At 36.0% G+C, this 15,134-nt stretch carries 15 protein-coding genes; 5 read left to right on the plus strand and 10 right to left on the minus strand.

Translation table 11 applies throughout. The features are described 5' to 3' along the window. Positions 1–222 precede the first annotated feature (222 nt). Positions 223–3,606, plus strand: coding sequence for a transcription-repair coupling factor (gene mfd, locus K9M53_RS14490; protein WP_224016244.1), 3,384 nt, complete (start codon positions 223–225; stop codon positions 3,604–3,606). Here the strand turns inward: mfd and K9M53_RS14495 are convergent. After that, positions 3,603–4,256 carry a DUF2306 domain-containing protein gene (locus tag K9M53_RS14495; RefSeq protein WP_224016245.1) on the minus strand — a complete coding sequence of 218 codons (654 nt, stop codon included), beginning with the start codon at positions 4,254–4,256 and terminating at the stop codon, positions 3,603–3,605. The genes mfd and K9M53_RS14495 overlap by 4 nt on opposite strands. Before the next feature lie 31 nt (positions 4,257–4,287). Between K9M53_RS14495 and K9M53_RS14500 the strand changes: the two genes are divergently transcribed. Further along, positions 4,288–5,019 (plus strand): YARHG domain-containing protein, encoded by a 732-nt coding sequence (locus K9M53_RS14500; protein ID WP_224016247.1) that lies wholly within the window; start codon positions 4,288–4,290, stop codon positions 5,017–5,019. 17 nt (positions 5,020–5,036) lie between these two features. Next, positions 5,037–5,426, plus strand: coding sequence for an HIT family protein (locus K9M53_RS14505; RefSeq protein WP_224016250.1), 390 nt, complete (start codon positions 5,037–5,039; stop codon positions 5,424–5,426). A gap of 24 nt (positions 5,427–5,450) precedes the next feature. Here the strand turns inward: K9M53_RS14505 and K9M53_RS14510 are convergent, their stop codons facing one another. The 3 genes from K9M53_RS14510 to ruvC form a co-directional block, all read right to left on the minus strand. Next, positions 5,451–6,137 (minus strand): response regulator transcription factor, encoded by a 687-nt coding sequence (locus K9M53_RS14510; RefSeq protein ID WP_224016251.1) that lies wholly within the window; start codon positions 6,135–6,137, stop codon positions 5,451–5,453. A 2-nt stretch (positions 6,138–6,139) separates the two neighbouring features. After that, positions 6,140–7,426 carry a sensor histidine kinase gene (locus K9M53_RS14515; RefSeq protein WP_224016254.1) on the minus strand — a complete coding sequence of 429 codons (1,287 nt, stop codon included), beginning with the start codon at positions 7,424–7,426 and terminating at the stop codon, positions 6,140–6,142. Positions 7,427–7,506: 80 nt separating this feature from the next. Continuing rightward, complete coding sequence (gene ruvC / locus K9M53_RS14520; protein WP_224016256.1) at positions 7,507–8,079, minus strand: crossover junction endodeoxyribonuclease RuvC; 573 nt, start codon at positions 8,077–8,079, stop codon at positions 7,507–7,509. Positions 8,080–8,249: 170 nt separating this feature from the next. Here ruvC and K9M53_RS14525 point away from each other — a divergent pair, with 170 nt between their 5' ends. Continuing rightward, positions 8,250–9,227: a lysylphosphatidylglycerol synthase domain-containing protein gene (locus tag K9M53_RS14525; protein ID WP_224016258.1), complete on the plus strand. Its 978-nt coding sequence runs from the start codon at positions 8,250–8,252 to the stop codon at positions 9,225–9,227. Between the two features lie 85 nt (positions 9,228–9,312). Then, entirely contained in the window at positions 9,313–10,110 is a 798-nt protein-coding gene (locus tag K9M53_RS14530; RefSeq protein WP_224016260.1) for a DUF3108 domain-containing protein, read from the plus strand. 23 nt (positions 10,111–10,133) lie between these two features. Here K9M53_RS14530 and K9M53_RS14535 read toward each other — a convergent pair whose 3' ends face one another. The 6 genes from K9M53_RS14535 to K9M53_RS14560 all read right to left on the minus strand — a co-directional run bounded on the left by K9M53_RS14535 (position 10,134) and on the right by K9M53_RS14560 (position 15,105). Beyond that, complete coding sequence (locus K9M53_RS14535; RefSeq protein ID WP_224016261.1) at positions 10,134–11,006, minus strand: MBL fold metallo-hydrolase; 873 nt, start codon at positions 11,004–11,006, stop codon at positions 10,134–10,136. Then, on the minus strand, positions 10,993–12,309 hold the full coding sequence (locus K9M53_RS14540) for an MFS transporter (RefSeq protein ID WP_224016263.1): 1,317 nt from the start codon (positions 12,307–12,309) through the stop codon (positions 10,993–10,995). Before K9M53_RS14540 ends, K9M53_RS14535 begins: the two co-directional genes overlap by 14 nt. Before the next feature lie 110 nt (positions 12,310–12,419). After that, positions 12,420–12,941, minus strand: coding sequence for a hypothetical protein (locus tag K9M53_RS14545; RefSeq protein ID WP_224016266.1), 522 nt, complete (start codon positions 12,939–12,941; stop codon positions 12,420–12,422). Between the two features lie 95 nt (positions 12,942–13,036). Beyond that, complete coding sequence (locus K9M53_RS14550; protein WP_224016267.1) at positions 13,037–13,834, minus strand: undecaprenyl-diphosphate phosphatase; 798 nt, start codon at positions 13,832–13,834, stop codon at positions 13,037–13,039. An 86-nt stretch (positions 13,835–13,920) separates the two neighbouring features. After that, positions 13,921–14,190, minus strand: a complete 270-nt coding sequence (locus K9M53_RS14555) for a DUF3098 domain-containing protein (RefSeq protein WP_224016269.1) — start codon at positions 14,188–14,190, stop codon at positions 13,921–13,923. Positions 14,191–14,223: 33 nt separating this feature from the next. Further along, the gene (locus tag K9M53_RS14560) at positions 14,224–15,105 is read right to left on the minus strand and encodes a cell division protein FtsX (RefSeq protein ID WP_224016271.1); all 882 of its coding nucleotides are present in this window, start codon (positions 15,103–15,105) and stop codon (positions 14,224–14,226) included. Positions 15,106–15,134: the final 29 nt, after the last annotated feature.

Here is a 15,134-nt window from a genome sequence, read left to right on the forward strand (position 1 = left end):
ACAGCTTCCCAAAGCTATGAATAAAAGTGTTAATAAGACAAGCCCATTACCTTTTTTGCTGCCTGTATTTTGTTAATGAAATATTACCAGCCTCGCAGAGACAAGAGAAATTGTAATTATAAAAATTTGGTGTTCTCCTTGACTTTGTGAGACTTAACCTAGAAATTGGTATAACCTTTTCTTTCATGTAGTTTTGCGTCTTCGATGAACCTGGAATTGTTGATGGCTTCTTACGCAAACGATCCCCGCTGTTTTCAAATAGCGGATGGTATTCTATCGCCTCAACTCAACCACATCCACCTAAAAGGACTTGTTGGCGGCTCCTCGCAATTTATTTTTACAGCTGTATTTAATAATCCGGCTACTTCTTCTCTAAACCATCTTATTATTTTAAGAGACGCCGAAGAAGCAGCCTACTTTCATAATACGCTGGAAAATCTTACCAACGCGTTGGATATTTTTTATTTTCCTTCATCGTTCAAAAATAAAAAGAACTATCGTTTATTAAACAGCAGCCACGTGATGTTACGTACTGAAGCGCTTACTAAGATTGCTGCCGGCGGAAATAAAAAGATCGTTGTTACCTATCCCGAAGCGTTGTTCGAAAAAGTGGTTTTATCAAAAACACTTTCAGAGAATATTATTTCTATAAAGCAAGGTGATACACTTAATGTGAACGCAATATTAGAACGTTTTGTACAATATGGTTTTAAAAGAACTGATTTTGTATATGAACCGGGACAATTTGCTGTGCGTGGCGGAATATTGGATATTTATTCTTTCGGCAATGAAAAGCCTTACCGTATTGAGTTGTTTGGAAATGATGTGGATAGCATTCGCATATTTGATGCGGAATCGCAATTGAGCGAACGGAAATTATTGCAGGTAAATATCATCCCTAATGTAGAAACGCAATTTGAAACAGGAGAGAAAGTTTCTTTATTAAACTTTTTATCGGAAAATACAATTGTATGGTCTGAAGATTGGGAATTCATCAAGGAGAAAATTGAACAACAGGAAGAAGATCTTGAGCTATTTCTTGAACTGCCCACGAACATCAAACGTGAGACGAGTGACGACAGCGATATTAATGAGAAGACCGATGTTACAAAAAATGATTTCATAACTGCATCAATATTGGAAGAACAAGTTCAACAGCATCATATAATTGAATTTGGCTCTAAAGCTTACTTTAATAAAAACACTGAGTTTGCAATTTCTAATTTACAATTTGCAATCAAGGATCAGCCTTCCTTTAATCGCCAGTTTGATCTGTTGATAAAGAATTTGCAGGAGTATGAAAAACAGAAATACAATATTTTTCTTTTTGCAGAAAATCCAAAACAATTAGAAAGGCTGCACACTATCTTCATTGATCTGAAAGCAGAGATACAGGTTACTCCCATTCCTACTGCAATACACGAAGGTTTTATTGATGACGATCTAAAGATCGTTTGTTATACTGACCATCAAATTTTTCAACGGTATCACAAGTATAAGGTAAAACAAGCTTTTAGCAAGAATAAGGCGCTTACGTTAAAAACCTTGCGGGAGCTGCAACCCGGCGATTATGTAACACATATCGATCATGGCGTTGGAGTATACAGCGGTTTGCAAAAAATTGAAGCCAATGGAAGAATGCAGGAAGCGGTTCGTATTGTTTATAAAGATGGTGATCTGTTATATGTAAATATTTCATCGCTGCATAAAATTGCAAAATACAGTGGCAAAGAAGGCAGCATTCCTAAAACGAACAAATTAGGAAGCGATGTTTGGAACAAGTTGAAGGAGAAGACCAAGAAACAGGTTAAAGACATTGCAACCGACCTAATAAAGTTATACGCACAACGTAAAAGTCAGCCGGGCTTTGCTTTCAGCATTGACAATTACATGCAGACAGAATTGGAGGCATCGTTTATTTATGAAGATACTCCCGATCAAAACAAAGCCACTGTTGATGTAAAACGTGATATGGAAAAGCCATCACCGATGGACAGGTTGGTTTGCGGCGATGTAGGCTTTGGTAAAACAGAAGTAGCCATACGTGCTGCCTTTAAAGCTTGCTGCGATGGTAAGCAGGCTGCCGTATTGGTACCTACTACTATTTTGGCTTACCAGCATTATAAAACGTTTGGAGACCGGTTAAAAGATTTTCCGGTGACTGTTGATTTTATCAATCGATTTAAATCGTCAAAAGAAAAAAAAGAAACGCTGCAAAAATTAGCAGAAGGAAAAATTGATATCATTATCGGAACACATTCCATTTTAGGCAAAGATGTTAAGTTCAAAGACCTGGGAATAATGATCATTGATGAAGAACAGAAATTTGGTGTAGCGGCAAAAGAGAAATTAAAACAGTTGCGAGCAACGGTAGATTCACTTACGCTAACAGCAACGCCTATCCCAAGAACATTGCAATTTAGCTTGATGGGTGCACGGGATCTAAGCATCATTAATACACCGCCGCCTAATCGCCAGCCAATACAAACAGAAGTGCAGGTGTTTAATGAAGACACGATAAGGGACACCATATATTATGAAACAGAAAGAGGCGGGCAGGTTTTCTTTATTCATAACCGGGTAAATGGCCTTGCGGAGATGACAGGACATATACAAGGCTTGTGCCCTGATCTTAGCATTGCTTATGCACACGGACAAATGGATGGCGATAAACTGGAAGACACTATCCTGGATTTCATGGATAAAAAATATGATGTGCTGGTGTGTACCAACATCGTTGAAAGCGGCGTGGATATTCCCAACGTTAATACCATTATTGTAAATAACGCTCATCAATTTGGATTAAGCGATCTGCATCAGCTACGTGGAAGAGTTGGCAGAAGTAACAAAAAAGCATTCTGTTATTTATTGGCTCCGCCGATGAGCACTTTACCTCCTGATAGTCGTAAGCGTTTGCAAACATTAGAGCAGTACAGCGATCTCGGTAGCGGCTTTCAAATTGCTATGCGTGACCTGGATATACGTGGCGCCGGAAATTTATTAGGCGGTGAACAAAGCGGCTTTATTGCTGAGATCGGTTTTGAAATGTATCAGAAGATCCTGGATGAAGCTATTCGTGAATTAAAACGTAAAGACTTTAAAGAGCTGTTCAAAGAAGAAATTCAGCAGCAGGATGATTTTGTAAAAGATTGTTCTATCGATACAGACCTGGAAATATTGATTCCTGATAGCTATGTTGAAAGCATTACAGAAAGATTAAGCCTGTATTCAAGATTGGATAATTGCGAAAACGAAAAAGACCTGGAAGAATTTCATGCTGAATTGATCGATCGTTTTGGACCAATACCTTCGCAAGTGGAAGACCTGTTCACCACTGTTCGCTGTCGCAAACTTGCTGTGGAGTTAGGTTTTGAGAAAATGCTTTTAAAAGATGAAATATTAAAATGCTTCTTTGTCAGCAACCCGGATTCACCTTATTTCCAAAGTGAAACATTTATGGGTATATTAAAATTCCTTCAAGCAGCTACCAATAAGGCCAGGTTAAAACAGGTTGGCAAGAACGGAATTTTGATCGTGAACGACATGAAAACGATGAAACAATTGCATCAATTTTTAACCAGGATGTACGAAAGCATTAAGGGCTAATCTGCCTGAACGATTTTATATCGATACTTACTCATTCTGTAAATAATATATTCTGCAATTAAAAGGTTCAGCGTCCAGCCCAGCCATGCAATAATTCTATATCTATCCATAGGATGAATTTCGGTGAAGTTTGCAATGATAACTTTCCATAAACGCAGACTAATAGCAGACAGTGTGAGCGCAAAACTTCTTATCATGTACATACGATGCAATCTAAATTTCTTTTTTATAGCATAATATAAAGCCAATGCTGTAAATAATATCCATAATACAGACAGCAATACAAATGCAATGCGTGATGATAAACCACCATTGGCATAAAAGCTCATTAAAAAACTTGCCGGCCCCGTCACTAATAAAATATCGATCACATAAATGTATCCAAATACTCGGTGCAACCGGGGTTTACGACGTAATAACCGTTTTGAGAATTGCGTGAACCCGGCGAACAGCACCAATATACTGCTGAATACATGTACAAAAAAAGCAAGCCGCCATTCGGTTACATGTATGTATTCTTGTTTTAATTGTAAAAAAGCTACATCATTTTTTACGGGAATATAGGCATAGATAATACGCAACATTAAAAACGAAAACACCGCCAACGCAACCAGTAAAATTGCCGGAACAATATTTTTGCGGAGTATCATCAAAATTGTACTTTACAGAAAATTAGTATTTATGAAACACATTTTTTCGTTTGCCTTGTTAGCTGCTTTTATAATTGCTTCCTGCAAAAGCAAAACATCTTCTACCGATAAAAATACAGACAATGCTGTTGCAGACAGCCTTGTTAATAAAATAAATATCTTAGGCTCCTATGTTGGAGCTTTTGGCGACAATAAGATCAATGTTTTAATTACAAGAATAGCCGGGGACAGCATTGAAGGCAATAGCATTGTTGCAGGCAATGCCAGAACATTTAAAGGAACCATAAATAAAAAAGATTCTGTTATCAGCATAAGTGCAAAAGAGCCGGGCGATGATAAAAATGATGGAAGTTTTCAATTTGCGATAAATGCTTCAAATCCAAATACACTTACCGGTTCATGGCAACCTTATAAGTCAACCGAAAATGTTGGCGACAAAAAATTTTCTCTTGTCAAAAGAACATTTTCTTATAAAGCAGACGTTGGTGAATATCCTCAAGCAAGCATGAAATTGTTAAGCGACAGCGATGTAAACAATATGGATAAGTACGAATTAGAGATGATGCGCAATGAAATATTTGCCCGTCATGGTTATTGCTTTACAAGAAGAGAAACCAGGCAGGAATTTGAAAGTGAAGATTGGTATATACCGGCTTCTGTTGATGTAAGAAAAGATATAACAGAAATAGAAAGGAAAAATATTACATTGATAAAAAAGTATGAAAAATATGCCAAGGAGTATGGTGATGATTATGGCAGATAATTTCAAATAAGAACAATATGACCATCTTTTCAAAAATAATAGCAGGAGAAATCCCTTCTTATAAAATTTTAGAGAATGAAAAATTCTTTTCCTTCTTAGATATTTTTCCATTGGTAGAAGGGCATGTTTTGGTGATACCCAAAACTGAAACAGATAAGTTTTTTGACCTGCCTGATGATTATTTGTCAGAAATATTATTGTTTGCAAAACCCATTGCTCACGCTATTGAAAAAGCATTCGACTGTAACCGGTGCGGAATTAGTGTAATTGGTTTGGAAGTGCCGCATGCTCATTTGCATTTAACACCTATTAATAGCGCAGGTGATATAAGCTTTACCAAGCCCAAGTTAAAATTAAGTGCAGAGCAATTGAAAAGTGTTCAAGAGAAAATAGTAGCACATTTGTAATTGCTCTCTATCTCTCAGAGACAATCAATTTACATTCAACCGGAAACCCACCCCATGTATGGTTTCCAATATCACAGAAGGATCTGCTTTAAAGTATTTACGAAGCTTGGTTATAAACACATCCATGCTTCTGCCTAAAAAATAATCATCCTTACCCCAAACATTCAGCAATACTTCTTCTCTTTTTAAAATCTTATTTGGGTGAGAGGCAAAGAATTTGGTAAGCTCTGCTTCACGTTGTGTAAGTGTGATCACTTCACTGGTAGAATATATTTTTAACTCATTATACGAAAAACGGAGTTTTCCGATTTGATATTCTTCCTTTACATCAGCCATTAATTTTTTAGTACGCCGTAAAAAAACTTCCATTCTTAATATCAGCTCCTGCATGCTAAAAGGCTTGGTAATATAATCGTCTGCACCGGTTTGAAAACCTTTTATCTTATCTTCCTCCAGGCTTTTGGCAGTAATAAATAAAATAGGAATGATATCGCTATGCTGACGGATCTTTTTAGCCAGGGCAAAACCATCCCGTATCGGCATATTCACATCCAGCAAACAAATATCAAAATTGTTTTTTTGAAATTGCTGCCAGGCTAACTCTCCGTCTGCAACATGTATCACATCAAACCCTTCATCACTTAAACTATCTTTAATTACAAATGCCAAAGCATCATCATCTTCTGCTAACAAAACTTTTCCTTTATTCATAGTTATAAATTTTTAGGAATTTTAATTGTAAAGGTGCTACCCTCTCCACGTTTACTTTCAACTTCTATTTTACCATTGTGTGCATCCACTATTTTTTTCACAAAATTCAAGCCCAAACCAAAGCCTTTGGTAGTATGGATTTCGCCATCGGTAACCCGGTAAAAGCGATCGAATATTTTTTTATAATGTTCGCTGTTAATGCCCATTCCATTATCTTCTACTTTTACTATCAAATGCAGGTCTTCTGCAAACGTACTGATCTTAATAACAGGTTGCTGCGAATATTTAATAGCATTTTCAATTAAATTAATTATAACCAGCAACAAATGATTTTTATCCGCTTTAATGACGGCATTGTTCTGCGTGAACGAAGTGGTTAGCTGCACGCTCTTTTCTAATATCAATGGCTGCAGATCATTGATCGCTTTTTGTATTAATTGATTGGCATCAAATTGCTCCAATACCAACGGCAATGTTTTTCGGTCAGTATAAGCGATCTCCAATAACCGTTGCACCTGCCGCTGCATGTAATCGGTTTGCTCTGTTATAATACCGGCGTATTTAGTAAACTTATCCGGCTTTTGTATGATCGAAGGTTGTTGCAAAACATCTGCAGCTATTTTAATTACTGCTAATGGCGTTTTAAACTCGTGTGTAAAATTATTTACAAAGTCTTTTTGTGTCTCATTCAAGAACTTTTGACGATATAAATAAAAAATACTACCGCTGAAACCTATTAAAACCAATAATAAAATTCCGCTTGATATGATCCAGAAGTACATTTCCTTTAAAATGTATTGTCCGCGGTGCGGAAAAAACAAAATGAGATAGGAGTAATTTCTTTTGAAAACAGGTATTGAAATATTATCCGAATTGGAATGATAAGTATCTGGCAGATCAATATATCTTTCCCCGGAATATTTTTTTGTTTGGGCATCGTACACCGCAATATTACAATCGGTAAACACGCCAAAATCTGCCAACTCATAACTTAGCGTATTGCGTATAGAATCTATCGGAGGTGCTTCATCGATCTTTGCAAGGTAAAAGTCATTGTCAGAAATCTCTATTAATTTTTCTATACTATGCTCCCCCATCAAATTAAGATCTTCGTACAAACCTTTAATGCTTTTAGAAACATTTGTACTGAATTGCTTTTCTTCAAAGAGGTAAACTTTTTGTAACCAGAATAATTGTACAGCAATGATAATAGCCACCACCAAAGCACTTATGAGAAGCCCCCATCGCAACGCCTTTGACCGAATTACCATTCTTTGTAAATTAATCATGCAAAGGTTTTTAATACTGCTACAATTGAGTGTTAATAGGCAGTTAAGCTATTTACCGCCTTTATAACAATAAACTATTATTATTTATTTTTTATCCTGCCGGGATTATTTTTAATAAAGTCATCCCAGCCTTTTGCTTTTTTTGAAGACGGGTTTATTAATGAACTTTCCTGGAAATAATGACAAACAGCTACTGCCAACGCATCTGATGCATCTAAATATCCCGGCTCGTGATCGAACTGCAATAAACGTTGTAACATTTTTAACACCTGTTCTTTATTGGCATTTCCATTTCCTGTTATTGATTGCTTTATTTTTTTAGGAGAATATTCAGTTACTTCCAAACCGTGGCGCATAGCGGCAGCAATAGCTACACCTTGCGCTCTGCCTAACTTTAGCATGCTTTGTACATTTTTACCAAAAAATGGCGCTTCAATGGCAAATACATCTGGCTTGTATTTAATAATAAGTCCGCTTACGGTATTGTAGATCAACTGCAGCTTTTTATAGCCATCATTTACTTTACCTGGTTTTAATACATCCATTTCCAGCAGGGATATTTTACTCCCTGTTATTTCCAATAATCCATAACCCATCACCACAGTTCCGGGATCGATGCCTAAAATAATTTTTGATTTTTTTTGAACTGACAAAGCTTAGCAATTTAATAGATTACCGATAATTAAAGTATCATTGCAACTCCAAAGTTTTAAGCTGCAAGTTTCAAAGAAGCTTACAGCTCAATAACGGAATTCCGTACAAGTGAGTGACACAACGATGTTGAAAAAGAACTAATGACTGGACAAAAATAAATAAAACGCCATTGAATAAACAGATCAAAATACTGCTGAACTACTTTTTGGGCCCTGTATTATTTGTTTTACTTTCCTGGAGTTTGTACAAGCAAATAATTAATCAACCCGATCTTGCCAATCGATGGGAAGAAATTAAAGCAAGCTGGTACAATTATAAATTCTGGCTGGTAATTATTTTAATGCTGGTAAACTGGGGAATTGAGGCAAGAAAATGGCAATTGCTGATCGGGCATTTACAACAATTTAGTTTTTTTAAGGCCTTTAGTGCCGTATTATCCGGCAGCAGCGTAACCATGCTTACGCCTAACAGGGTAGGTGAATATGGAGGAAGAATCTTATATGTGGAAGAAGGGAATCGCATTAAAGCCATTTCGCTTACTATTGTGGGCAGCATCAGCCAGTTTTTGGTTACTATGGTAATGGGGTGTTGCGGATTATTTTTTCTTCGTTTTTTTTCAACCAGGGCCAATGCATTGAATGAATTGCCTTCTTTATGGAGCAATATATTGCTGTCGTTAAGCATCGCTCTTACCTTATTGATACTGCTTTTCTATTTACGTATAGGCTGGTTGGTGAGAATGATAGAAAAAATTACTGCATTACAAAAATTTGTTAAACATATACAGGTGCTCGATGAATTTAGTAATATGCAACTGTTGCATATACTCCTGTTATCGTTTGTTCGATATATGGTATTTGTTTTGCAATATGTGCTGTTGCTGCAGGTAATGCAGGTGGATATTGGTATTATATTAGGATGCACTTCTATCAATGTATTTTATTTAGTAATGGCGATAGTGCCCACTTTTGGTTTTATTGAATTTCCTATGCGTGCAAAAACCAGTTGGGAAATTTTGAAATTTTATACTACCAACGAATTAGGCGTTGGTGCGGCAACACTAGGTATTTGGCTGATAAATCTTGTAGTGCCGGCTATTATAGGTAGTTTGCTTATTTTGAGCATTAAAATTATAAAGGAAAAATAAGGTAGTGCCTGCTGTGACAATAAACCTTTGATTTATTTTTATAGTCGTAGTGGATAACTTATTGAAACCTCAAAAGCTGTACAAAATGAAAAAATTAATCAGGTATGCATTATTAATGACGTGTTTATGCAGTTTTCAGGATGGACCTTCTGATGATTTTTGCGGTATTAAAAACACTGCTTTTAAAGAGGGCGAATCTGTTACCATGAAAGTTTTTTATACCGCCGCCGGCGTATATGTTGGCGCAGGCGAAGCTACATTTACCACAGCTCTGGAAAAATATAACGGTAAAACGGTTTATCACTGCATTGGTGATGGAAAATCGTATTCTTTTTTTGATAACTTTTTTAAAGTGCGTGACAGATACGAAACATACATTGATACTTCCAATATGTTGCCGATGAAATTCGTTCGCAATGTAAGTGAAGGCAACACCAAAATTTACAATAACGTAACCTTTAATCAGACTGCTAAAACTGCTATTACTACTAATGGCGTTTATAAAACCACCAGCTGCATACAAGATGTAATGAGTGCTATTTATTATGCCCGGAATATTAATTTCTCTAAATACAAAGTGAATGATAAAGTACCTTTTGATATGTTTTTAGATGACCAGGTTTATCATTTATACATTCGTTATTTAGGTAAAGAAGTAGTGAAAACAAAATATGGCAAATTCAATGCGATAAAATTTAAGCCACTGCTTATTAAAGGAACTATGTTTGAAGGCGGTGAAAAGATGACAGCCTGGGTAAGCGATGACCCTAATCATTTATTGTTACGAATTGAAAGTCCTATTACAGTTGGTACTGTTAAAGTAGATATGTATGGATATAAAAATCTGCGTTACCCGTTAAGTTCTTTAATTGAAGTGAGATAGGTTCAACATTGCAGCATGCTGCTTTATCCAATATCCTGTATACGAAATGTATCTCCTTGTCTTATCCCTTTTTCTGTTATTTGTAAATTACAGCACTCAATATTCGGGTCATGTTCAAAAAATAAGGTATACTTATTTTCCATTGCTTCGTTTAAGAACGATTTCTTTTCTTGTAAGGTAGTAAGAGGAAACATATCGTAAGCCATTACATAAGGCAAAGGAATATGTGCAACAGCAGGTAGCAGATCTGCCATAAATACAATTCTACGATCGTTGTATTCTATTAACGGCAACATCATTGATTCTGTGTGTCCGTTTGCAAATAAGAAAGAGATGGATGGTAATATTTCTGATGAAGTTCTGCCCAATTTATTAGCCGCCATTTGGTGATTACTTTTTACCATTTTCAGTTGACCACTATCTTTTATCGGCAAAATATTTTCTTCCAGAAAGCTTGCTTTTTCTCTGTCATTGGGTTCTGTAGCCCATTGCCAATGCGCTTTGTTGCTCCAGAAGCTTGCGTTTTTAAATGCAGGAACTAATTTATCTCCTTCTCTTTTTATGCTTCCTCCACAATGATCAAAATGCAAATGGGTTAGAATAACATCAGTAACATCGTCTTTATTAAAACCATGTTTTGCCAAAGATTTATCTAAGCTATCATCTCCATTCAAATAATAATGACCGAAAAATTTTGCATCCTGCTTATCTCCCATTCCGTTATCGATCAATATTAATTTATTACCATCTTCAATCAACAAACAACGCATGGCCCAGTTGCACATATTATTGTCATCTGCCGGATTAAGTTTATTCCAAATACTTTTAGGAACCACGCCAAACATGGCGCCGCCGTCTAATTTAAAATAACCGGTGTTGATGCTATAAAGTTTCATTCGTAATTTTCTTTTCAACAGAACGCGTCCATAAAAGCCCGATCAACCCTATTATAAAAAAGATTGCCAATGCCAATACTGAGTGACGCTGAGAACCCGTTATTTCCGTAATAAATCCAAAGCTGAACATGCCAATTACTATGGCAATTTTTTCTGTAACATCATAAAAGCTAAAGAAAGAGGCCGTATCTTTTGTTGCAGGCATCAGCTTGCTGTATGTAGAACGACTTAATGACTGAATGCCTCCCATTATAAAACCTACAATAGTAGCCAATAAATAAAATTCATTAATGCCTTTGGCCGGCATATAAAACGCAGCAATGCAACAACAGATCCAGATTATCACACAAACCATTAATGCCTTAAAGTTTCCGATCAACGTTGATAATTTAGATATAAGATAAGATCCAGGAATGGCAATAAGTTGAATAATAAGAATAGCGATGATCAAATTTGCAGTGGGAATCTGCAATTCATCTGTACCGTATAATGTAGCGGCAAGCATTACGGTTTGCACACCCATGTTATAAAAGAAAAATGAGAACAGGTAACGTTTTAATACAGGCATGGACGTTAACTGCCGCCATACTTTCCCTAATTCTATATACCCGTTTACAATAATATTCTTTTTATTCTCAGTTCCCGCCGGAATGCTTTTAGGTAGTCGTGATAAAGAAAACTGGCCAAATGCCCACCACCAAATACCGACTAGTAAAAACGACAGTTTAGCCGGCAGATAATCATCTTTTATTCCAAACCACTCAGGTTTCATCACAAACAAAAAACACACTATCTGTAAAATAACACTTCCGATATAGCCCATGGCAAAACCTTTGGCACTTACTCTATCCTGGTCTTCCGGTGCTGCTATTTCAGGTAAAAACGAATTATAAAAAACCAGACTGCTCCAATAACCAATACAGGCAATCACTAATGTTATTATTCCGGTATTAAGATGGCCTTTATCGAAGAAGAACATACAGGCACAAGCAATGCTTCCTATCGTTAAAAAAAAGTTCATGAAGCTTTTCTTATTTCCTTTATAATCTGCAATAGAAGAAAGGATAGGCGACATAACAGCAACGATTAGAAATGCTACTGCCAACGCATAATTATATAAAGAAGTATTTACAAATCTGCCTCCCAGGAAATTTACATAATCGATCGTATTATCTTTCCCATCTCCTGTAACGGAACCATAATACGCAGGAAAAATAGTGGATGTAATAACCAGGCTATAAACAGAATTAGCCCAATCGTACATTGCCCATCCGTTAATTACTTTTTTAGAAGCAGTTTGCATTAAATTGAATTAAGGATGAAAAATTAGGGAATAAAAATTAAATACTGTTTAAATAACATAAAAAAAGCGCTCACAAAATGGAGCGCTTTTTAATATTATTTTGTTGTTATTTATTTATAAGAATAGGTAACGCCGTTTTTAATAGATTGTTTTACACCGTAGCCATCTGATTTATCAGATGTTAACAGAATGAAAGGAGCGCCCAATTCAGCAGCTGATTCTCTTAATTTTCTGGTAGCTTTTTTATCAGCAGAACCAGCAGTGTTATAGCTTAATAAGCCGGATGTTTTGCCTCTAACTTCTTCGCCTTTTTTCAATCCTAATACTTGAGAAGGATCAGTAACGATCTGTACTTGTTCCCAATCATCCTTGCTTGAAACAACTACTTTATCAGAAATAGTTTCTTTACGTCCGCTTGAGCCATAAGTAATAGAAGCTACCGCCAATTTACCGATTGTTTGTTCTGCATCTTCACCAGGGTATTTATAGGTGATAGTGTTTTCGTTTACTTTAATAATTTTTACATCCAGTGTTTCGCCTGAGTGTTTTGCCATTTTGTCGTTAACCGCTGTTTGAGCAAAAGAGAAAACTGCAACAAGCATTGCAATAAGTGATAAAGAGATCTTTTTCATAAAAGTAAATATTTGTGTTTTTGGTTGCAGCAAAAGTATTTGTTTTATCGACATTTCAAAATAAAATGCGAAATTTTATTAATTTATTGGCTCTATTATCCTAAATACCCTTTCATGATCAATAAAAGCAATAAGATTCCTACCACAATTCTATACCATCCAAACAGTTTAAAGCCATGCTTTTGCAAATAGCTGATAAAAAACTTAATAGCGATCATGGCTACAATAAAAGCCAACAGGTTGCCAAACCCCAGCAACATCAGGTTATGCTTGTTTTTTATAACTTCAGGATGTTCTTTGTAGGTTTTTAATAATTTATAGCCTGTTGCCGCTACCATGGTTGGAACAGCTAAAAAGAAAGAAAATTCTGCTGCTAAGCTTCTTGTCAGTTTTTGACTCATGCCTCCAATAATACTGGCGGCGCTTCTGCTTACACCCGGTATCATTGCCAAACACTGCCAAATACCAATGATAAATCCTTTGCCATAACTAATGTTTTTTTCTTCCGTTATCGTATGCTCATTGAATATTTTATCAACGAATAACAAGATAATGCCACCAATCAATAACGAAAATGCTACTGTTGTGGGGCTTTCCAGCAATGCATCAATTTTATCCGACAATAATTTTCCCAATACCAAGGCAGGAATAACAGCAACTACAAGCTTTATATAAAACTGCCATTTGCTGAGATCGAAAAACTTTTTCCAATACAAAACAACTACTGCCAGTATCGCTCCTAATTGTATGGCGATCTCAAATAATTTTACAAACTCATCTTTTTCAATTCCCATCAATGAGCTGGCAATGATCATATGCCCGGTAGAAGAAACAGGCAAAAACTCCGTTAATCCTTCTACAATAGAAAGAATAATAGTTTGAATGGAAGTCATTAGTTTTAGTTAAATGTTAGTAATAAAAAACCGGTTTGAAAATAAAAAGTATTTCTCAAACCGGACTTATCATTCCTGAAAATAAATTAAGCGTCTTTAGGCTTTCTCATTATTGCAAATATTTCAATAATAAACCCTGTAAGGATCAATAAAGGCGCAATAGTGATGCGGGTTGTGCTGTAAATTTCATCATCGTTGAACTTAGTAGGGTCGGGACTTTTACCGCCTGCCATTAAAAAAAAGCCCAACGCCAATACCACTACTCCAATCAACATCATTTGATAGTTCTTTTTATCAAACAAGCTTTCTGCTTTTGCAGGTTGTTGTTTTACCTGTTTTTGTTTAGCTGTAGCCATCTCAAAAAATTTAGTGCAAAATAAAGTATTTTATTAATAAAGGTCGTCCAGTTTTATTTTCAGGTATTTAATAACCGCCCTGTGCGTGCTAACCCACGAAATAGTGATTCCTAATATCAACATCCCCGCCACCACAATTGCAAGATTAGTAACATCTCTTAATTGCTTAAGCCAAGGCACAACACTTTCTGCAAATAGCATAAACGCTATCATTGCTACAATAGCTATTAAAGCGGCTATGGTACCATTAATAACAGCCTTAACATTCAACGGACGGGAAATAAACCCTCGTGTGGCACCCACCATTTGCATGGTTTTAATAATGAACCGATTACTATACATTGCCAAACGGATCGTATTATCAATTGATACAATTACTATAATAGTACCTATCACTGCAAAAATGAAAACAAAAATGGTAGCATATTTAACAAAAGAACCAACGTTTTGTATGGTCTTTTGCGGATCTTGAAATTCCGATATTACATGCCCGTAGTTCGTCAATAATAAATTGCGCAAATTATCAAGGCTGTCTTTATTTACATAGTTGGAGTTGAGAAAAAAGCTTACACTCTCGGGTAAAGGATTATAATCGATCATCTTTTTCCAAGAGCTGTCATTTTCCAAATTATAGCTCGCTATAGCTTTGTCTTTGGTAATGTATTCGGCATTTCGCACATAAGGCAAACTGGTTACAAACTGAAATACACTGTCTTTTTGCTTTTGTGTGGCAGAAGGAAGTATGTATGCATTCACCTGCAATTGCTCTTTTAATACTTCCCCCCATTTTTTCAAATTCAGCGACATCCAACCCACAATACCAAATAAAAATAAGATCAACGCTACGCCAATAATAGCATACGCATAGGAGGGCTTGCTTCGTTTTGCCGAGGATGATTTTCCAAATTGAGTCATTCTAAATATTTAAGTGGTTAGTAGTTTTT

It is taken from the genome of Ferruginibacter albus, assembly GCF_020042285.1.
GTDB lineage: Bacteria > Bacteroidota > Bacteroidia > Chitinophagales > Chitinophagaceae > Ferruginibacter > Ferruginibacter albus.

What these genes read in the sequence shown, in the direction of transcription:
- mfd (WP_224016244.1), top strand. Translation starts at nt 223, where the DNA reads ATGGCTTCTTACGCAAACGATCCCCGCTGTTTTCAAATAGCGGATGGT.
- K9M53_RS14495 (WP_224016245.1), bottom strand. Translation starts at nt 4,256, where the DNA reads ATGATACTCCGCAAAAATATTGTTCCGGCAATTTTACTGGTTGCGTTG.
- K9M53_RS14500 (WP_224016247.1), top strand. Translation starts at nt 4,288, where the DNA reads ATGAAACACATTTTTTCGTTTGCCTTGTTAGCTGCTTTTATAATTGCT.
- K9M53_RS14505 (WP_224016250.1), top strand. Translation starts at nt 5,037, where the DNA reads ATGACCATCTTTTCAAAAATAATAGCAGGAGAAATCCCTTCTTATAAA.
- K9M53_RS14510 (WP_224016251.1), bottom strand. Translation starts at nt 6,137, where the DNA reads ATGAATAAAGGAAAAGTTTTGTTAGCAGAAGATGATGATGCTTTGGCA.
- K9M53_RS14515 (WP_224016254.1), bottom strand. Translation starts at nt 7,426, where the DNA reads ATGATTAATTTACAAAGAATGGTAATTCGGTCAAAGGCGTTGCGATGG.
- K9M53_RS14530 (WP_224016260.1), top strand. Translation starts at nt 9,313, where the DNA reads ATGAAAAAATTAATCAGGTATGCATTATTAATGACGTGTTTATGCAGT.
- K9M53_RS14535 (WP_224016261.1), bottom strand. Translation starts at nt 11,006, where the DNA reads ATGAAACTTTATAGCATCAACACCGGTTATTTTAAATTAGACGGCGGC.
- K9M53_RS14540 (WP_224016263.1), bottom strand. Translation starts at nt 12,309, where the DNA reads ATGCAAACTGCTTCTAAAAAAGTAATTAACGGATGGGCAATGTACGAT.
- K9M53_RS14545 (WP_224016266.1), bottom strand. Translation starts at nt 12,941, where the DNA reads ATGAAAAAGATCTCTTTATCACTTATTGCAATGCTTGTTGCAGTTTTC.
- K9M53_RS14550 (WP_224016267.1), bottom strand. Translation starts at nt 13,834, where the DNA reads ATGACTTCCATTCAAACTATTATTCTTTCTATTGTAGAAGGATTAACG.
- K9M53_RS14555 (WP_224016269.1), bottom strand. Translation starts at nt 14,190, where the DNA reads ATGGCTACAGCTAAACAAAAACAGGTAAAACAACAACCTGCAAAAGCA.
- K9M53_RS14560 (WP_224016271.1), bottom strand. Translation starts at nt 15,105, where the DNA reads ATGACTCAATTTGGAAAATCATCCTCGGCAAAACGAAGCAAGCCCTCC.